The organism is Bacillus sp. UNCCL81 (genome assembly GCF_900112535.1).
In the GTDB taxonomy this organism is placed as follows: Bacteria; Bacillota; Bacilli; order Bacillales; family Bacillaceae_G; genus Gottfriedia; species Gottfriedia luciferensis_B.
This window is the reverse complement of record NZ_FOMF01000010.1, coordinates 124,379-138,869: the sequence shown is the minus strand read 5'-3', so window position 1 is coordinate 138,869 and position 14,491 is coordinate 124,379. Positions and strand designations below refer to the sequence as shown.

18 protein-coding genes are annotated in these 14,491 nt (G+C 31.8%); 6 read left to right on the top strand and 12 right to left on the bottom strand.

Annotation, left to right across the window (positions count from 1 at the left end; all coding sequences use genetic code 11):
- The first annotated feature begins 155 nt into the window (after positions 1–155).
- On the top strand, positions 156–332 hold the full coding sequence (locus BM319_RS24850; RefSeq protein ID WP_158095066.1) for a hypothetical protein: 177 nt from the start codon (positions 156–158) through the stop codon (positions 330–332).
- A 337-nt stretch (positions 333–669) separates the two neighbouring features.
- Here the strand turns inward: BM319_RS24850 and BM319_RS19790 are convergent, their stop codons facing one another.
- On the bottom strand, positions 670–969 hold the full coding sequence (locus tag BM319_RS19790; protein WP_139226548.1) for a hypothetical protein: 300 nt from the start codon (positions 967–969) through the stop codon (positions 670–672).
- A 261-nt stretch (positions 970–1,230) separates the two neighbouring features.
- Here BM319_RS19790 and BM319_RS25265 point away from each other — a divergent pair, with 261 nt between their 5' ends.
- Positions 1,231–1,515: a YciI family protein gene (locus tag BM319_RS25265; RefSeq protein WP_091024347.1), complete on the top strand. Its 285-nt coding sequence runs from the start codon at positions 1,231–1,233 to the stop codon at positions 1,513–1,515.
- 62 nt (positions 1,516–1,577) lie between these two features.
- Here the strand turns inward: BM319_RS25265 and BM319_RS19780 are convergent, their stop codons facing one another.
- From BM319_RS19780 to BM319_RS19765, 4 genes are all read right to left on the bottom strand, one after another.
- The gene (locus BM319_RS19780) at positions 1,578–2,525 is read right to left on the bottom strand and encodes an aminoglycoside phosphotransferase family protein (protein ID WP_025569044.1); all 948 of its coding nucleotides are present in this window, start codon (positions 2,523–2,525) and stop codon (positions 1,578–1,580) included.
- A 45-nt stretch (positions 2,526–2,570) separates the two neighbouring features.
- Positions 2,571–3,833 (bottom strand): MFS transporter, encoded by a 1,263-nt coding sequence (locus tag BM319_RS19775; RefSeq protein WP_025569045.1) that lies wholly within the window; start codon positions 3,831–3,833, stop codon positions 2,571–2,573.
- Positions 3,834–3,852: 19 nt separating this feature from the next.
- The gene (locus tag BM319_RS19770) at positions 3,853–4,521 is read right to left on the bottom strand and encodes an HAD family hydrolase (protein WP_254664568.1); all 669 of its coding nucleotides are present in this window, start codon (positions 4,519–4,521) and stop codon (positions 3,853–3,855) included.
- A 70-nt stretch (positions 4,522–4,591) separates the two neighbouring features.
- Positions 4,592–5,137 carry a GNAT family N-acetyltransferase gene (locus BM319_RS19765; protein ID WP_025568931.1) on the bottom strand — a complete coding sequence of 182 codons (546 nt, stop codon included), beginning with the start codon at positions 5,135–5,137 and terminating at the stop codon, positions 4,592–4,594.
- Between the two features lie 343 nt (positions 5,138–5,480).
- On the opposite strand from BM319_RS19765, the gene BM319_RS19760 reads away from it, so the two are divergent.
- Entirely contained in the window at positions 5,481–6,116 is a 636-nt protein-coding gene (locus tag BM319_RS19760; RefSeq protein WP_025568930.1) for a DedA family protein, read from the top strand.
- A gap of 26 nt (positions 6,117–6,142) precedes the next feature.
- On the opposite strand, the gene BM319_RS19755 is transcribed toward BM319_RS19760, so the two are convergent.
- Entirely contained in the window at positions 6,143–8,269 is a 2,127-nt protein-coding gene (locus BM319_RS19755) for a heavy metal translocating P-type ATPase (protein ID WP_025568929.1), read from the bottom strand.
- A gap of 34 nt (positions 8,270–8,303) precedes the next feature.
- Positions 8,304–8,687 carry an ArsR/SmtB family transcription factor gene (locus BM319_RS19750; protein WP_025568928.1) on the bottom strand — a complete coding sequence of 128 codons (384 nt, stop codon included), beginning with the start codon at positions 8,685–8,687 and terminating at the stop codon, positions 8,304–8,306.
- 163 nt (positions 8,688–8,850) lie between these two features.
- Between BM319_RS19750 and BM319_RS24845 the strand changes: the two genes are divergently transcribed.
- Positions 8,851–9,012, top strand: coding sequence for a hypothetical protein (locus BM319_RS24845; RefSeq protein WP_175403471.1), 162 nt, complete (start codon positions 8,851–8,853; stop codon positions 9,010–9,012).
- Between the two features lie 75 nt (positions 9,013–9,087).
- Here BM319_RS24845 and BM319_RS19745 read toward each other — a convergent pair whose 3' ends face one another.
- The 4 genes from BM319_RS19745 to BM319_RS19730 all read right to left on the bottom strand — a co-directional run bounded on the left by BM319_RS19745 (position 9,088) and on the right by BM319_RS19730 (position 11,365).
- Entirely contained in the window at positions 9,088–9,603 is a 516-nt protein-coding gene (locus BM319_RS19745; RefSeq protein WP_025568927.1) for a PCYCGC motif-containing (lipo)protein, read from the bottom strand.
- A gap of 70 nt (positions 9,604–9,673) precedes the next feature.
- Positions 9,674–10,054: a hypothetical protein gene (locus tag BM319_RS19740; RefSeq protein WP_025568926.1), complete on the bottom strand. Its 381-nt coding sequence runs from the start codon at positions 10,052–10,054 to the stop codon at positions 9,674–9,676.
- Between the two features lie 31 nt (positions 10,055–10,085).
- Entirely contained in the window at positions 10,086–10,592 is a 507-nt protein-coding gene (locus tag BM319_RS19735) for a GNAT family N-acetyltransferase (protein WP_175495653.1), read from the bottom strand.
- Between the two features lie 65 nt (positions 10,593–10,657).
- Complete coding sequence (locus tag BM319_RS19730) at positions 10,658–11,365, bottom strand: DNA alkylation repair protein (protein WP_091024343.1); 708 nt, start codon at positions 11,363–11,365, stop codon at positions 10,658–10,660.
- An 87-nt stretch (positions 11,366–11,452) separates the two neighbouring features.
- Between BM319_RS19730 and BM319_RS19725 the strand changes: the two genes are divergently transcribed.
- Positions 11,453–12,238, top strand: coding sequence for a carbonic anhydrase (locus BM319_RS19725; RefSeq protein ID WP_025568923.1), 786 nt, complete (start codon positions 11,453–11,455; stop codon positions 12,236–12,238).
- A 533-nt stretch (positions 12,239–12,771) separates the two neighbouring features.
- Here BM319_RS19725 and BM319_RS19720 read toward each other — a convergent pair.
- Complete coding sequence (locus BM319_RS19720; protein ID WP_025568922.1) at positions 12,772–13,335, bottom strand: beta-class carbonic anhydrase; 564 nt, start codon at positions 13,333–13,335, stop codon at positions 12,772–12,774.
- A gap of 276 nt (positions 13,336–13,611) precedes the next feature.
- Between BM319_RS19720 and BM319_RS19715 the strand changes: the two genes are divergently transcribed.
- A complete protein-coding gene (locus tag BM319_RS19715) occupies positions 13,612–14,436 on the top strand; it encodes an aldo/keto reductase (RefSeq protein WP_025568921.1) in 825 nt (274 codons plus the stop codon).
- Positions 14,437–14,491: the final 55 nt, after the last annotated feature.

Here is a 14,491-nt window from a genome sequence, read left to right as displayed (position 1 = left end):
CTTCATTCCAGTTATTCTAACCATCGTTCGATACTTTTTCTTTTCGAATTAATAACTCATGGCTATTAAAGTGTGCATTTATCCGCTTTATTTGGTATGCTTAACGGATAGTTTTGGACCGGATCCACTAAACTGAATGAAGAAGAGGGTAAAACATGGGAAAATTGAATGCAGTCGAAAAATTGCAAAAAGAATTAATGAAGACGCGCGAAGCGATCGATATCGTCAAGATCATCTTAGCGAAGAAAAACGACCCTCATCTCGAAGAACAGTTGAAAAGATTAATCACCGAACACAACGAAATTGTGACACAAATCAAGAGCATCCAGTAAGGATGCTTTTTTATCTTATCGCCCTCTACTCGTAACTACCCGGACGCTATCCATTAGGTCAACCAGTCCATCCATATTTTATGTCATGACTTTTTCATTTTTGAATGGTAACATTTTTACACATTCAACCAAACTAAAATGATATCTTTCCTTTTTTACACAAACCAGAAATGACCGATCGATTATCGTTCGAATCGAATCGAAAGGATGAAGTCAAAATGAATGATGAATCAACGCAAGCTGTTTTGGTGAAAACAGTCTTTTTTAGTACGCAAAAATCAACATTTTAGTTTAACAGAGCCTAAAAGAAAAAAGACAGTTATAACTGTCCTTAAATTTAATAGTAATTTATATAATTTGATATTGATTTTAACTTTTCTTCAAGAGAGGTAATATCTTCTGCTTTCAATTCCTCTAAATAATTTACGTCTCCATCTTCACTATCAAAATGTAATTTATTATCATTTTTATTAAATGTAATAGATTTTCCAATCGGAACCCTATATTCATTTTCATTTTGAATTAACTCGAGTATTTCCATTTTAGGGTAAGTACTAAAATTATCATTCGTTATGAAAGAATTTATTTGATTAACTACTTCTGTAATTATCTCTAATTTTTCATCGCTATTCATCATTTATTCACCTCATTTTATATTTTTATATTTCCCAACTATGGAGAAATTTTCTCTATAAATAATTTAAACAATCGATTTCGATAATTCTCCAACTGTTCGTTAATAGCTACTCCATCTTCTGCTCTTGATAGTCTTAAATAAATTGCTCCAAATGGCATTTGTCAGATTTACTACTTGGGTATATTATGAGGGAAATTATAATGAATTAATTAGATTGCATAATTATTTTAACTAGTATATATACGATAGGATGTGGCTTAAATAGAAAATTTTATTTATATTTTAAAACCAGTTCGATCTACTTTCTTACATGATTCAACGGAAGAAGAACAAAATATTGTATCAGAGCATTTTCATTATCTACAGAACTTAAATAAAGAAAAGACAGTATCTTTAGCAGGAAGAACCGAACAAGCTGAATTTGGTATTGTCATCTTAAAAACAGAAAGCTTGCAGCATGCAAAAGAAATTATGCAAAATGATCCGGCTGTTAAAAAGAATGTAATGACTGCTGAACTATATCCATTTTTAATTGCATTAAATTAAATATAAAAAGTGCATCGAAACTGACTAATTCAAGTCATTCCCGATGCACTTTTTATTGTTAATTACTTAAAATTAAAAAATATATTTTCTAATTCTTGTAACGTAGTAGCATTCTTAGCTACTTCAGATTTTTCTTGATAGAAACTAATATTACTAAAACGATGTAGTAATAAATAAGTCATTAATTCTTTTTGCAGTTCTTCGTTTAATTCGTGAGTGTTAAAGCCATAGCTTTCAAGGAATATTTTATTTAGTCCTTCAAACGGATAAAACATAAACGCAATTGGGCCAAGTAAATCATATTTTGAGTTTCCTACAAAGCAATCAGCAAAATCAATTAAACCAGTAAATTTCCACATACCATCAACTTTATTCATGATTAAATTAAATGGCGTGTATTCTCCGGTTAATAACACTATCTCCACATTTCCTTGCAATGTTCTATCATCTACATAGCTTGTTAATTGTGTATATAACTCATCATTCATTCTGTTGTTTTTATGATGATTCTTTACTTGCTCCAATTGATTCTTAATAAATTGCTTCCATTGATCATAATCATCTTGTTTTGTTGAGATCGTTGCGTCATGGATTTCTCTTATTATTTTTCCTAAATCAAACGCAATTTTCTTTTTCTCCTCGAAAGTCAGGTCATCAAAGACATCAATTAAAAGAGTCCCTTTTAGTTCACTCATTATTAAATAGCTCCAGCCTTCGAACTGACCAGTTGAAATTAATTTAGGAACATCTACGGACAGAGTTCTCCTGTTTAAAAACTCAAGAACTTGCTTCTCTTTTATGAACTCGTCATTTACATAAGAAGGATATAATTTAATTACAATATCACCATCTATACTAAAAACAATATTTCCACCGTACGAAAATCGAGTAAGCTTCTCATAATCGATTTTTTCTAACTCACAAATTTTACGAATCTTACCTTCCCAAAAACAATTTTTCTCGCGCATTATTTTATATTTTTCTTTTGTTATTTTATAAAGATAGGTCATCTATTCTACCTCAATTATTAAATATTTTGTTTATTAATTTTCCTTCTACGCAGAAAGATTTTGATTTAATACCGCTCTTTTTTTAATATTAAGCACAAATAATGTTGCGACTAAACAAAAGATACCTGCTGCAATAAAAATCGATTGGTAGGCATTTAACCAAGAATAAATTAAACCTCCACCATATGCTGCGGCTCCAGCACCTAATTGATGGGCGGTATAAATCCATCCATAGATTACCCCTACCTTCTCTTTACCAAAATGATCCGTCGCTAGTTTAATAGTTGGAGGAACTGTAGCAATCCAATCCATCCCATAGAAAATGGCAAAAGCACTTAAATAAATGATTGAATTAGTAGATAAAGCAAAAGGTAGAATAAGTAGTGACAATCCTCTTAAACCATAATACCAAAATAATAACCAACGATTATCAAAGCGATCAGAAATATATCCGGATAAAGTCGTACCTATAATATTAAATATTCCCATGAACGCTAAAATACTAGCAGCCGTCACCTCTTTATATCCATAATCGATGCAAAGTGAGATAAAATGAGTACCGATTAAACCACTAGTTGAAAAGCCACAAACGAAGAAACTTCCTGCTAATAACCAAAAAACTTTCGATTTAGCACCTAATTTGAACCCATCAAAAGCTGCCTTAACTGGATTAACATTGTTCGCTTGCTTCTGATTACTTTTTTCAGCCCCTAAAGGTAAAACACCAACATCTGCTGGATCATTCTTCATAAAAATCCAAAGTAAAACATAAATGAAAACACCAAAAGAGAATATTGTTAAAACGGCATTTCTCCATGAATAATTTTCAACGATATAGGCCATAAGCGGCAAGAATACAAGTTGACCGGCTGCTGAACTAGAGGTTAAAAGACCTAGTGCTAAACCACGCTTTTTTTCAAACCAAGTAGTAGCAACATACGCATTTAACACCGTCAAAAATGCCCCCGCACTTAAACCAATAATGATTCCCCAAATGATAAATAAATGCCAAATTTGCGACATAATCGTTGTTAGTAAAATAGCCGTTAATAACGTTCCCATACCTACTAACAATACTTTTCTAACACTAAACTTTTGGTATAATCCAGCTATAAATGGACCAGAGAATCCAACAAGAGTTATACAAATTGCAAACGCACCAGAAATTGATGCTCTACTCCAACCAAATTCCTTTTCAAATGGAATCATCATCACTCCAGACATCGTATTTGTTACTGCGGCAATAATGACGGATAAAAAAGTAACAATTAAAATAATCCAAGCATAATGTATTTTTCCACTCTTCAATCAAACTCCTCCTTCATTATTAGACCATTATCTTACTCTCATTTAATAACATTTTTTTTAGTTGATCTACACTACTAACAATTGCATTCGCTCCTGCATCAGTTAATTCCAATTCACTTCCATAACCATAAGTTACTCCAATTGCATCAATATTAGCGATTTTGGCACCCTTTATATCGTGAAGTCGGTCTCCAACCATTACTGAATCTTCCTTAGAAAGATTATTATTCATTTCAAAAATATGCTCAATGATCTCGCCTTTATCGATTCTTGTGCCATCTAGTTCACTTCCAACAATATCAACAAAAAACTCATCGAGTTGGAAATGACTCAATATTTTCTTTGCGAAAATAGTTGGTTTTGAAGTCGCTACATATAGCCTTTTTTTCTCCTTTTGCAAATCGCTTAGAAGGTCACGTATCCCGTCATATACATTATTTTCAATCATACCACTCTGAGAAAAGTATTCGCGATAAAAACGAACTGCATTTAATATATCTTTTTCATTTAATTGAAAAATTTCAGAAAAAGATTGTTGAATCGGAGGCCCAATAAATTTTAAAAGCTCTGCTTCTAATGGAATAGCTATATTCATTTTCTGTAATGCATACTTTACCGAGTTCAAAATCCCTACTTTTGGATCCGTTAATGTACCATCTAAATCGAACAAGATTGTATTATAAGTCATCTTTTTTTCCTCCATCATTATTACTCCACAAAAAAGCGTTAGCATTTTTAGCTAACGCAAATATATTAATTTACTTTTTCCATTCATTTTTCAACATACTATAAACAGCAATATCATAAAACTTTTCTCTAATTTGTTGTGCTTCTCTTTGGACACCTTCTTGTTTAAAATCTAAACGTTCAGGAATTGCCCTACTCTTCCCATTTTCAACAGCTGCTCTAATCACAACTCGATTAAGATTAAGCTCATCATAACAATATGAAACTAAACCATCTACAGCACGAGTCATTATCCCTTTACCCTGTACATGTTCACTTAACCAGTAGCCTATTTCAGTTGTTTGATTCGACCAGTCTATATAATGTAATCCTAACATACCTACTAGTTCATTTTTATAAAAAATGCCCGCTTCAAAACCATTATTATCTGCAAACTTTTGTAACCACATAGGTATAATCGATTTTTGATAATCCTCGATCAATGGAATATTTTCAGCCCAAATCAACCATTCTTTTAAGGAGTTTTGATTTTCCTTCAGTGCCTCTACTAATGTTGCTGCATATTTGGGTGTTAATAGATTGAGTGATAAATCCTCACTTATTTGAACCTTAAACATGTCCATCCTCCTTTTTTTACTAAGACATTATCCCTAATTAACTAATTACATTTCTTTAGATTTAGGAGAAGTGTTTTAACCAAATCTAATTTCTGTTTTTAGATTAATCTACTTTAATTCTCTATAAACGGATCTAAATCCTTTCACTTTCAAAAAAAATATTTTAATTCATTGTTCAACAGACATAAAATCTACACCTTATTAGTTGTTTATTTAATATATTTTGGAACTAGTTTTACAATTACTTGCCTAAATCACTAGTTACATAGTATATTTTTTCACAAGGAATATTAAAAACTTCTAATTATTTCTTGAAAATAAAAATCAAACCTGAGGTAATTTCATGCAAAACTGGATTATTGAAACAATGGATACATTTGGTTATTTAGGTATCTTTTTATTAATTGCATTAGAAAACATATTCCCTCCAATTCCTTCTGAAGTAATTTTAACGTTTGGTGGGTTTATGACCACAGAATCTTCACTTTCTAAACTAGGTGTTATTTTCTTTTCAACTTTAGGATCAGTTATTGGAGCAATCATACTTTTTTGGATTGGTACATTACTAGATATAAAAACGTTAGAAAAAATCGTAGAACGCTGGGGCCATTTTTTACGCTTAACTAAAAAAGATGTACATAAAGCGGACGAATGGTTTTCAAAATACGGTGTTTGGACTGTCTTTTTCTGTAGACTGATTCCATTAATACGCAGTTTAATTTCTATACCAGCTGGAATGGCAAGAATGAATTTTTGGATCTTTTTGTTATTTACAACTTTAGGCTCATTAATATGGAATACAATTTTAGTTTTAGTTGGTGCATCAGTCGGTGCATCCTGGGAAAAGATTGTTGAGTATATGGATTTGTATTCAAGTATTATTTATGGAATATTAGCAATTGGATTGGTCGTTTTGATCTTCCTTTTTATCAAAAAAAGAAAACGCTCTGTTTTAATAATAAGAAAAAACTCAGACTAATTTCATTTAGTCTGAGTTTTTTAGCTTTATTTATATTTAAGTACTCTCATCGAATTCAACACTGCCAAAACAGTAACTCCCACATCTGAAATTACTGCTTCCCACATTGTAGCGATCCCGATTACACCTAGTAATAAGAAAAATCCTTTCACTGCTAAAGCAAAAAAGATGTTTTGCCATACAATTTGTCTTGTACGTTTAGCGATTTTAATTGCATCTACAATTTTTGAAGGTTCATCCGACATTAATACAACATCAGCAGCTTCGATCGCTGCATCGGAACCAATTCCTCCCATTGCAATACCTATTTCTGCTTGTGCTAATACTGGTGCATCATTAATACCGTCCCCAACAAATGCAATTTTTTCTTTTGATGATTTTATTTTTTCAATCATTTCAAGCTTTTCTACTTTTTGATGTGGAAGAAGCTCTGAATATATATCATCTATTGCTAATTCCTTACCAATACTTTTAGCAACTGAGTTAGCATCACCGGTTAACATGACAGTCTTTTTAATTCCTACTTTTTTAAGCTCAAGTATCGCTTTTTTCGCATCATCTTTTAGTTGATCTGCAATAACAATTGATCCTATATAATGATTATTTTTTGCTAAATAAACTGTTGTGCCTACTTCTCTAGTTGGTTCATATAAAATTGAATGACTTTCCATTAGTCTTGAATTCCCTACTAACAGAGCATCTCCATTAATCTTAACGCTAATTCCATGTCCGGCAATTTCTGTATAGTTAGATAGCTTTGCTTCATCTATATCTTTTCCATACTTTTGACGAATTGATAATGCGATTGGGTGAGTAGAATAAAACTCTCCGTAAGCAGCTAATTCCAGTAATTCCTCTTTTGAATGACCGCGAGTAGGTATAATCGAACTTACTTGGAATTGCCCTTTCGTCAACGTTCCAGTTTTATCAAACACAATATATTTCAAATCATTTAATGCTTCTAAATAATTACTTCCCTTTACTAATACACCTGATTTTGATGCTGCTCCGATTCCTCCAAAAAATCCTAAAGGAATTGAAACAACTAGAGCACAAGGACATGAAATAACTAGGAAAATTAATGCTCGATATACCCAATCATAAAGTGTTTCACCTGGAATAAAAATTGGTGGAATGATTGCAATAATAGCTGCTGTGATCACAACTATAGGTGTATAAACTTTTGCAAATTTTGTAATGAAATTTTCAGTAGGAGCCTTTTTATTTGTTGCATTTTGAACAAGTTCTAATATTTTTGATACTGTCGATTCATTAAATTCCTTTGTGACTTCAATTTCGAGTAAACCTTGAACATTTATAAATCCACTTAATACTTCATCACCTTCAAATATTTCTCTTGGTAATGACTCACCTGTTAATGCAGAAGTATCAACACTTGAAAATCCACTTTTTACAATTCCATCTAACGGAACCCTTTCCCCAGGTTTAACGATGATCGTATCACCAATTCGAATCTTTTCAGGAGATACTTGTTCAGTTTTGTCTCCATTTTTTAAATTAGCATAATCGGGACGTATATCCATTAATTTTGAAATTGAATTCCGTGATCGATTTACTGCAATACTTTGGAACAATTCACCTAGCTGATAAAATAGCATTACAGCAACAGCTTCAGGATATTCACCAATAATAAATGCACCAATTGTAGCTACTCCCATTAAGAAATTCTCATCAAATACTTGCCCTCTAAAAATATTTCGGATCGCTTTTAAAACAACATCAGCACCTGCTATTAAATAGGCAGCTATAAAAATAATCAATTGAAAGAGCGTTGGTACATTAAGTAATTGAGCTAAAATTAATAAAGCAGTACCAATTCCTAATTTAACAATAAGTTTTTTTGTTTCAGCATTCATTCCCTGTTTCTTTTCTTGCCCAAGTTTTGTATCCATTTTTGAAACAGGGTTAATATGCGGTTCTAATACACGAATTTTATCTTTAGCGCTCTCGATAATTGATTCTTTTTGTTCCTCACTCGTCGTAATTGTCATCGTTAAAGTTGCAAAATTTACTGAACATGCATCAACGCCTTCAAGTGTGGAAACTCCTTTTTCAATCTTCATCGCACAATTAGCACAATCAAGACCTTCTAATTTTAATTCACTATTTACTTGCCTTTGCCCCCTACTCAATAAACTCAACTCCTCTCTTTAAGAAACACCTATATTAATCCTCTAAAATATGTTCTAGTGCTTGATTAAAAATTTGTGTAACATGACTATCTGCTAACGAATAATAAACTACTTTACCTTCTTTACGATTTTTTACTAAATGCGCCTGTTTTAATACACGTAACTGATGTGATATGGATGATTGAGTCATTTCTAATAAATAAGCTAGATCACATACACACATCTCAGATTGACTAAGTGCATGTAATATTCTCGTTCTCGTCTTATCTCCAAGAACTTTAAAAAGTTCTGCTACTTCTGTTAGTGTTTCAATATTTAACATGCTTCCTTTTACTGAAAGAATTATATCCTCATGCATAACCGTTTGTTGACAAGCCTCATCACAAACTTCGTCAACTTTCTTTTTTTCTTCAATCATAAACTGTCCTCCTATGAATACATGAACAATCACTCATATGTTTTCTATATATATATTATATGAATAATTGTTCATATGTGTCAAAATATTATTTGTAAAATTTAAAGGAATATTACATATGATAAAGAAATGATTAGTAATGCATACAAAAGGAGAAAAATTAATGACTCTAATCGGATATCTTTTTTGGGGAATTTGCTTAGTAGCCGTAATATTTATCTTTTTAATCGAAAAAAAATTAGGAACCACTCCTCCTTACAAAACAGAGCATCAAGCATTATTTGAAGAAATTACAAAGATTGATCGATCCATTGTGCAGGAATAAGCGTATAAATAAAAAAGTCAGACAGTTACCGGAATTTCTCAGTAACTGTCTGACTTTTAATTTTGTCTTATATCCTTATCCCTGTTCTTTTGGCATAGGGGTATTTGTTGGCTTGGCATATCCATCTTTATATTTATTATCAATGACTTTTCGAATTTCTAACGGCGTTTTTCCTTCTTGCTGTAATTTCGCTGATTCAACGGCAATTTCCATACAGTTGACACATGAAGTTGCATGGCTATCCCACACGATTGAACCATCATCTTTTACTTCATGAATAAAGCAATCTAAATTACTTTTATGACCTACACTTTCACCACAACCACAATAACACGGAATATTTTTAAGTAAATCAACATGCTGAGCTGCCACCATATAAATTTGTTGAATCTGTTGTTCTTGATCTCCTAAAAACTTCGGCAAAGTTTCTTTATTGATTGTTTGTTCTCTAATATCACTTGTTTGAATATGCTCAGCATGATTTTCGTGATTCTTCGTATTATTCGTTTCAGCTTGTTGGTTACTGCATCCTGTAAATAAAATGGAAATCATAAAAGCTGAAAGTACATTATGAATTGTTTTTTGTTTCATCCTTTTCCTCCAATAAATATACGTTAATCTAATTTTAATAATTATTGGAGTGGAAAACAAATTCTTTTAATTATGAATAAATAACTGAATCGATCATCATTTGCAATAAACTTGTGAATAAAAAGAAAAACCTAATCAAAAAACCGGCCCATGCAAAACGTCTATATTTTTCCCATCGTTCCTGATTATCATTACGTTTACAAATCCACATCAAAATCCAAAATCCAAGTGGTAAAATTGGTATTTCAATTCGGTATTGATTAAAATTCAAATTAATACTAAAGACAAATAAACCGATAAGCATTGCAATAATAGCCTTCCATACTTCTGGTTTCAAATCATTTGTTCTATAAATCCGAAATAGTAAAATGCCAAGAGTAATATAATTTACTAGCGTAATTATAATGGTAGAAACAAAATGATCTTGATCAAAATGGATATTAACGTCCATTAGATTCTCCTTTTAGATAATTTGATGGTTTCTAATAATTATGACGATCTTTACGATAATATTTAGTTAATTCACCATTTTCATCATCAATTGATTCAAAAATTAAATTAAAACCCTTTTTCTCAAGGATCTTTACTGAATAGATGTTTTTTGCTTCAACGGAAGCTACTATAAAATTTAACTTTCTAATTCCAAAACAATAGTCTTCTATTAAACTAGTAATTTCAGAACCAAAACCTTTTCCCCATTCTTCTTCAGCTAATCGATAGCCTATTTCAAACTCATCTGCTTCATTTTTTATGACCGCACATGTTCCAATCAATTGATTAGTCTCATTTTTACAAACAGCCATCACAACAAAATCAGCGTTTTTCTCTTTATACATTTGAAGAATCTTATTTAATTCATTTTCAGTTTCTACAAGTGTTTTGGGACGATTTGTTATGTATCTCATTACTTCCGCATTAGATTGAAGTTGGTGTAAATGTTCTAGGTCGTCCATTTTTAGCTTTCTTAAATATAGTCTATTTGATTTCATAATCATGGTTATCTCCCGTTTCTTTCTAATAAAAAGTGACCTATTAAAATAGGTCACTTATCAAATTAACAAATACATGTTTTTTTCTTTACTCCAAGCTTTCCTCTAGCTTCGACCTTTTCAATATAATCAGTCGCTAGTGGTACTTTACAAGCCGTATCTCCTACGTCCACGTGGACTTTTCCAATCTTTTGACCAACCATCATTGCTTCAACTGTAAGACTTGGAACAAAACTACCTACTGAAATTACAAACCCATTCATTGTATAGCGAACTCTATTTTTTGAAGTATGTATATTATTATCAACATAATTAAGTAATTCACGAACTTCTTCCTTATCAATCTCTTCATCAGGTACAATTGATAAATAATGACTATAAGTGCTCCATCCACAATCTTCAATTAATTCATCATCTGACTTCAACCATTCTCTAGCTAATTCGATTGCATACTTGCTTTCTGCTGCAACAGCACCTACAATACTTTCAGCAATCATATACCAGTGAGCTTCTTTCGCCCAACTTTGAAGCTGTTCCTTTGTCATTAATTTTGGATTAATTGATAAACCCGCTAAATACATCGCATCTGAATTTCCTGTATGAAAAAGTGATAGTGCTAATTCCTGATCTTTTTTAACATATTTAACAAGCTTTTTCATATCACCAATTTTAACCCCAAAGAATGGCTCCTTTGCACCGTGACGCAAAAAAGTTTTTTTCGTTTGCTCAGTTCCCATTTCCTCTAATGATTTCATAACTTCTTCTAATGTCATCATCTTCTCCCCTTAATATAGGTTTGTTCCGTAACATCGTTGTCTAAAATGTATCCTATCATACATATCAAGGAAGGGAAGTATATAATGAACTATTTTTTTCTATTCATCATACTATTCAGTTTTACACTCTCGTCCTGTTCAAATAAACAAATCGTGCATGAAGTTCATCAAAATAAATCAACAGTTGCAACTGCAAGAAATGAAGACTGGTCTTACTCAGGAAAAACTGGACCAAATTATTGGAGTTCGATCAATAAAAAATACGCTCTTTGTTCAACTGGGAAACAGCAATCTCCAGTAAATATTGATCAAGCTATAAAAAAATCACTTCCTTTAGGTATAAACTACCATAATGATCTTTTTAAAATAGAAAGGTCTCAGTACACGGTAAAATTCATTCCGGTTAATCACTCCAATTCAATTAATTTAAATGGATCACATTATAAATTACTACAGTTTCATTTCCATACTCCAAGTGAACACACAATCAATGGGAAACAAAGTGATTTAGAGATTCATTTTATAAATGAAAATAATAAAAAATCGATTATTACCATCGGGGTACTTGTTGATAGTGGAAGATTGAATAAAGAATTCCAAAAAATCCTAAATGCAAATCCTGTGGATGAAGATTTTGAGAGAAAGGTTGTAAAAATCAATTTGCAGTCCTTTATTCCATATACTAGTAAAAAATTTTCGTACACTGGCTCTTTTACAACTCCTCCATGTACTGAAGGGATTAAATGGATAGTCTTTAACAAACCTATACAATTTTCCGAAGAACAAATCCATTCTTATCAAAATTATTTCGAACCAAATAGCCGTCCCGTTCAGCCATTAAATGATAGAGACTTATTTGAATCTTGGTAAACATAGTGGCGGCATGAAAAATGACATTAAATGAAATTATCATTTTTTGGATGATCTATTAATGGTTTTAAAGGTTAATATGTTCTAGCAATTTCATGAATCCAATAACACTAGTAATGACTTTTTTCAGAGGTTAAAAATATTATGATCTAATTTTAGAAAAACAAATTCAATTTAATAGTTTAATTAATGTTCGAAATTAATTGACCTACAAGCTAATTAATATGCAACAGCTAGGTTACTCTAAGTAAAAGCTATTTGATTAGAATTTATTGTAAACTTTTTTTAATGAACAAGTTGATTGGAACGGAAGGGTGCTCGACTCCTATGGGATAAGCGGGAAGGCTGAGACCCCACAGGCGTAGCCGAGGAGGCTCAGGTCTCGCCCCATGGAAAGCGAGCATCTTGTAGTGGAAATCAACATCACTACTCCTTTTACAAAAATTTGGTAATTTAATTGACAAGCTTCTTTTTCAACAACACAAAAAAAGTTATCCTACTTAAAGGATAACTTTTTTGTTTATCTTATATCGTTATTCAGCAGTTTTTTCATCTCGATGAACTACTTCTAACTTCCCTGTATGTGGGTCAATTACTAGACCATGAATTTCAACCTCTTTTGGAACAAGTGGATGGTTTTTAATAATTGAAACACTGTGGTTAACACTGTCGTATACATTCGAAAAACCAGTTAACCATTTATCTAAATCTAGACCTGAAAACCCTAAAATTTCAAGGTTTTCTTCTTTAATTCCTCGTTCAACCATTTTTTCTTTTATTCGTGTAGGATTTGTATTCCCCATTCCACACTCATGGTGACCGATTACTAATACTTCTTTAGCCCCAAGTTCATAGATTGAAACTAGAATACTTCTCATAACTGAACCAAACGGATGGGCAATAACTGCACCAGCTGTTTTAATCATTTTCACGTCACCGTTTCTAATATCAAGAGCCTTTGGTAAAAGTTCAACTAGACGTGTATCCATACAAGTAACAACTACTACCTCTTTATTCGGAAACTTTGAAGCTGTGTATTGCTCATATTCCTTATTTTCAACAAACTTCTTATTAAAATCTAAAATCTGATCTAACATATAAAATTTCCCCTCCAGACAAAAATAAAGAGCATTTTTCCTATACTTATATTGAAGGAAAAGCTCAAAATATACAACCATTTTGCACTCATTTATAGTATTATTCTAAAATTATGTTTTCATTTATACCGTTTTATTTTTATTTTTTTAATATGGAGAATACACACCTAATCGAAGTGCTTAATTATTATTTCCCTATTAATTTAGATCAAATTTTTTTATTTTTAAAGTTTATATTGTACACTAGATTTAGTCTTTAATAAGGAGGGAATTAAAATGAAGTTTGAACATTCTATTGCATTACATAATGGAGTTAAAATGCCTCAATTAGGTTTAGGTGTGTGGCGTGTGTCACCAGAAGATGGTGTAGATGCAGTCCGAACAGCTATCGAAGTTGGTTATCGTCATATTGATACTGCAGCTGTCTATCAAAACGAAGAGCAAGTAGGTGAAGCAATTCGCCAATCTGGTGTTGCTCGTGATGAACTTTTTATTACAACAAAAGTTTGGAATGCTGATCAAGGCTATGATTCAACTTTAAAAGCTCATGAAGAAAGTCTAAAAAAATTAGGCTTAGACTATGTTGATCTTTATTTAATTCACTGGCCAGTAAAAGAAAAATATTTAGATACATATAAAGCATTAGAAAGACTTTACGATGAAAAGCTTGTGCCAGCAATTGGTGTTTCCAATTTTCATGTCCATCACTTAGAAGATATTGCAGCTCATCGTAATATTAAACCAATGGTCGATCAAGTCGAATTACACCCAATGTTTCAACAAAACGAATTACATGAATATTGTCATAAAAACGGCATTGCATTAGAAGCATGGAGCCCATTAATGCAAGGTGGCGAAGCTTTAACAAATCCTGTTATAAAAGAGATTGCGGATCAATATGGTAAAACAACTGCCCAAGTTATCATCCGTTGGCATTTGCAACGCAATGTAATCGTAATTCCTAAATCAATTACACCATCACGAATTCAAGAAAACTTTGAAGTATTCAACTTCGAGCTTTCATCAAATGATATGCAACAAATTGCTACACTTGATGCAAATAAACGTGTAGGTCCAGACCCTGATAATTTTGATTTTTAAGAAGCTGGATTAAATAATTAGAAATTCAGATGATTTTTTAAAAATGGCTACCTCA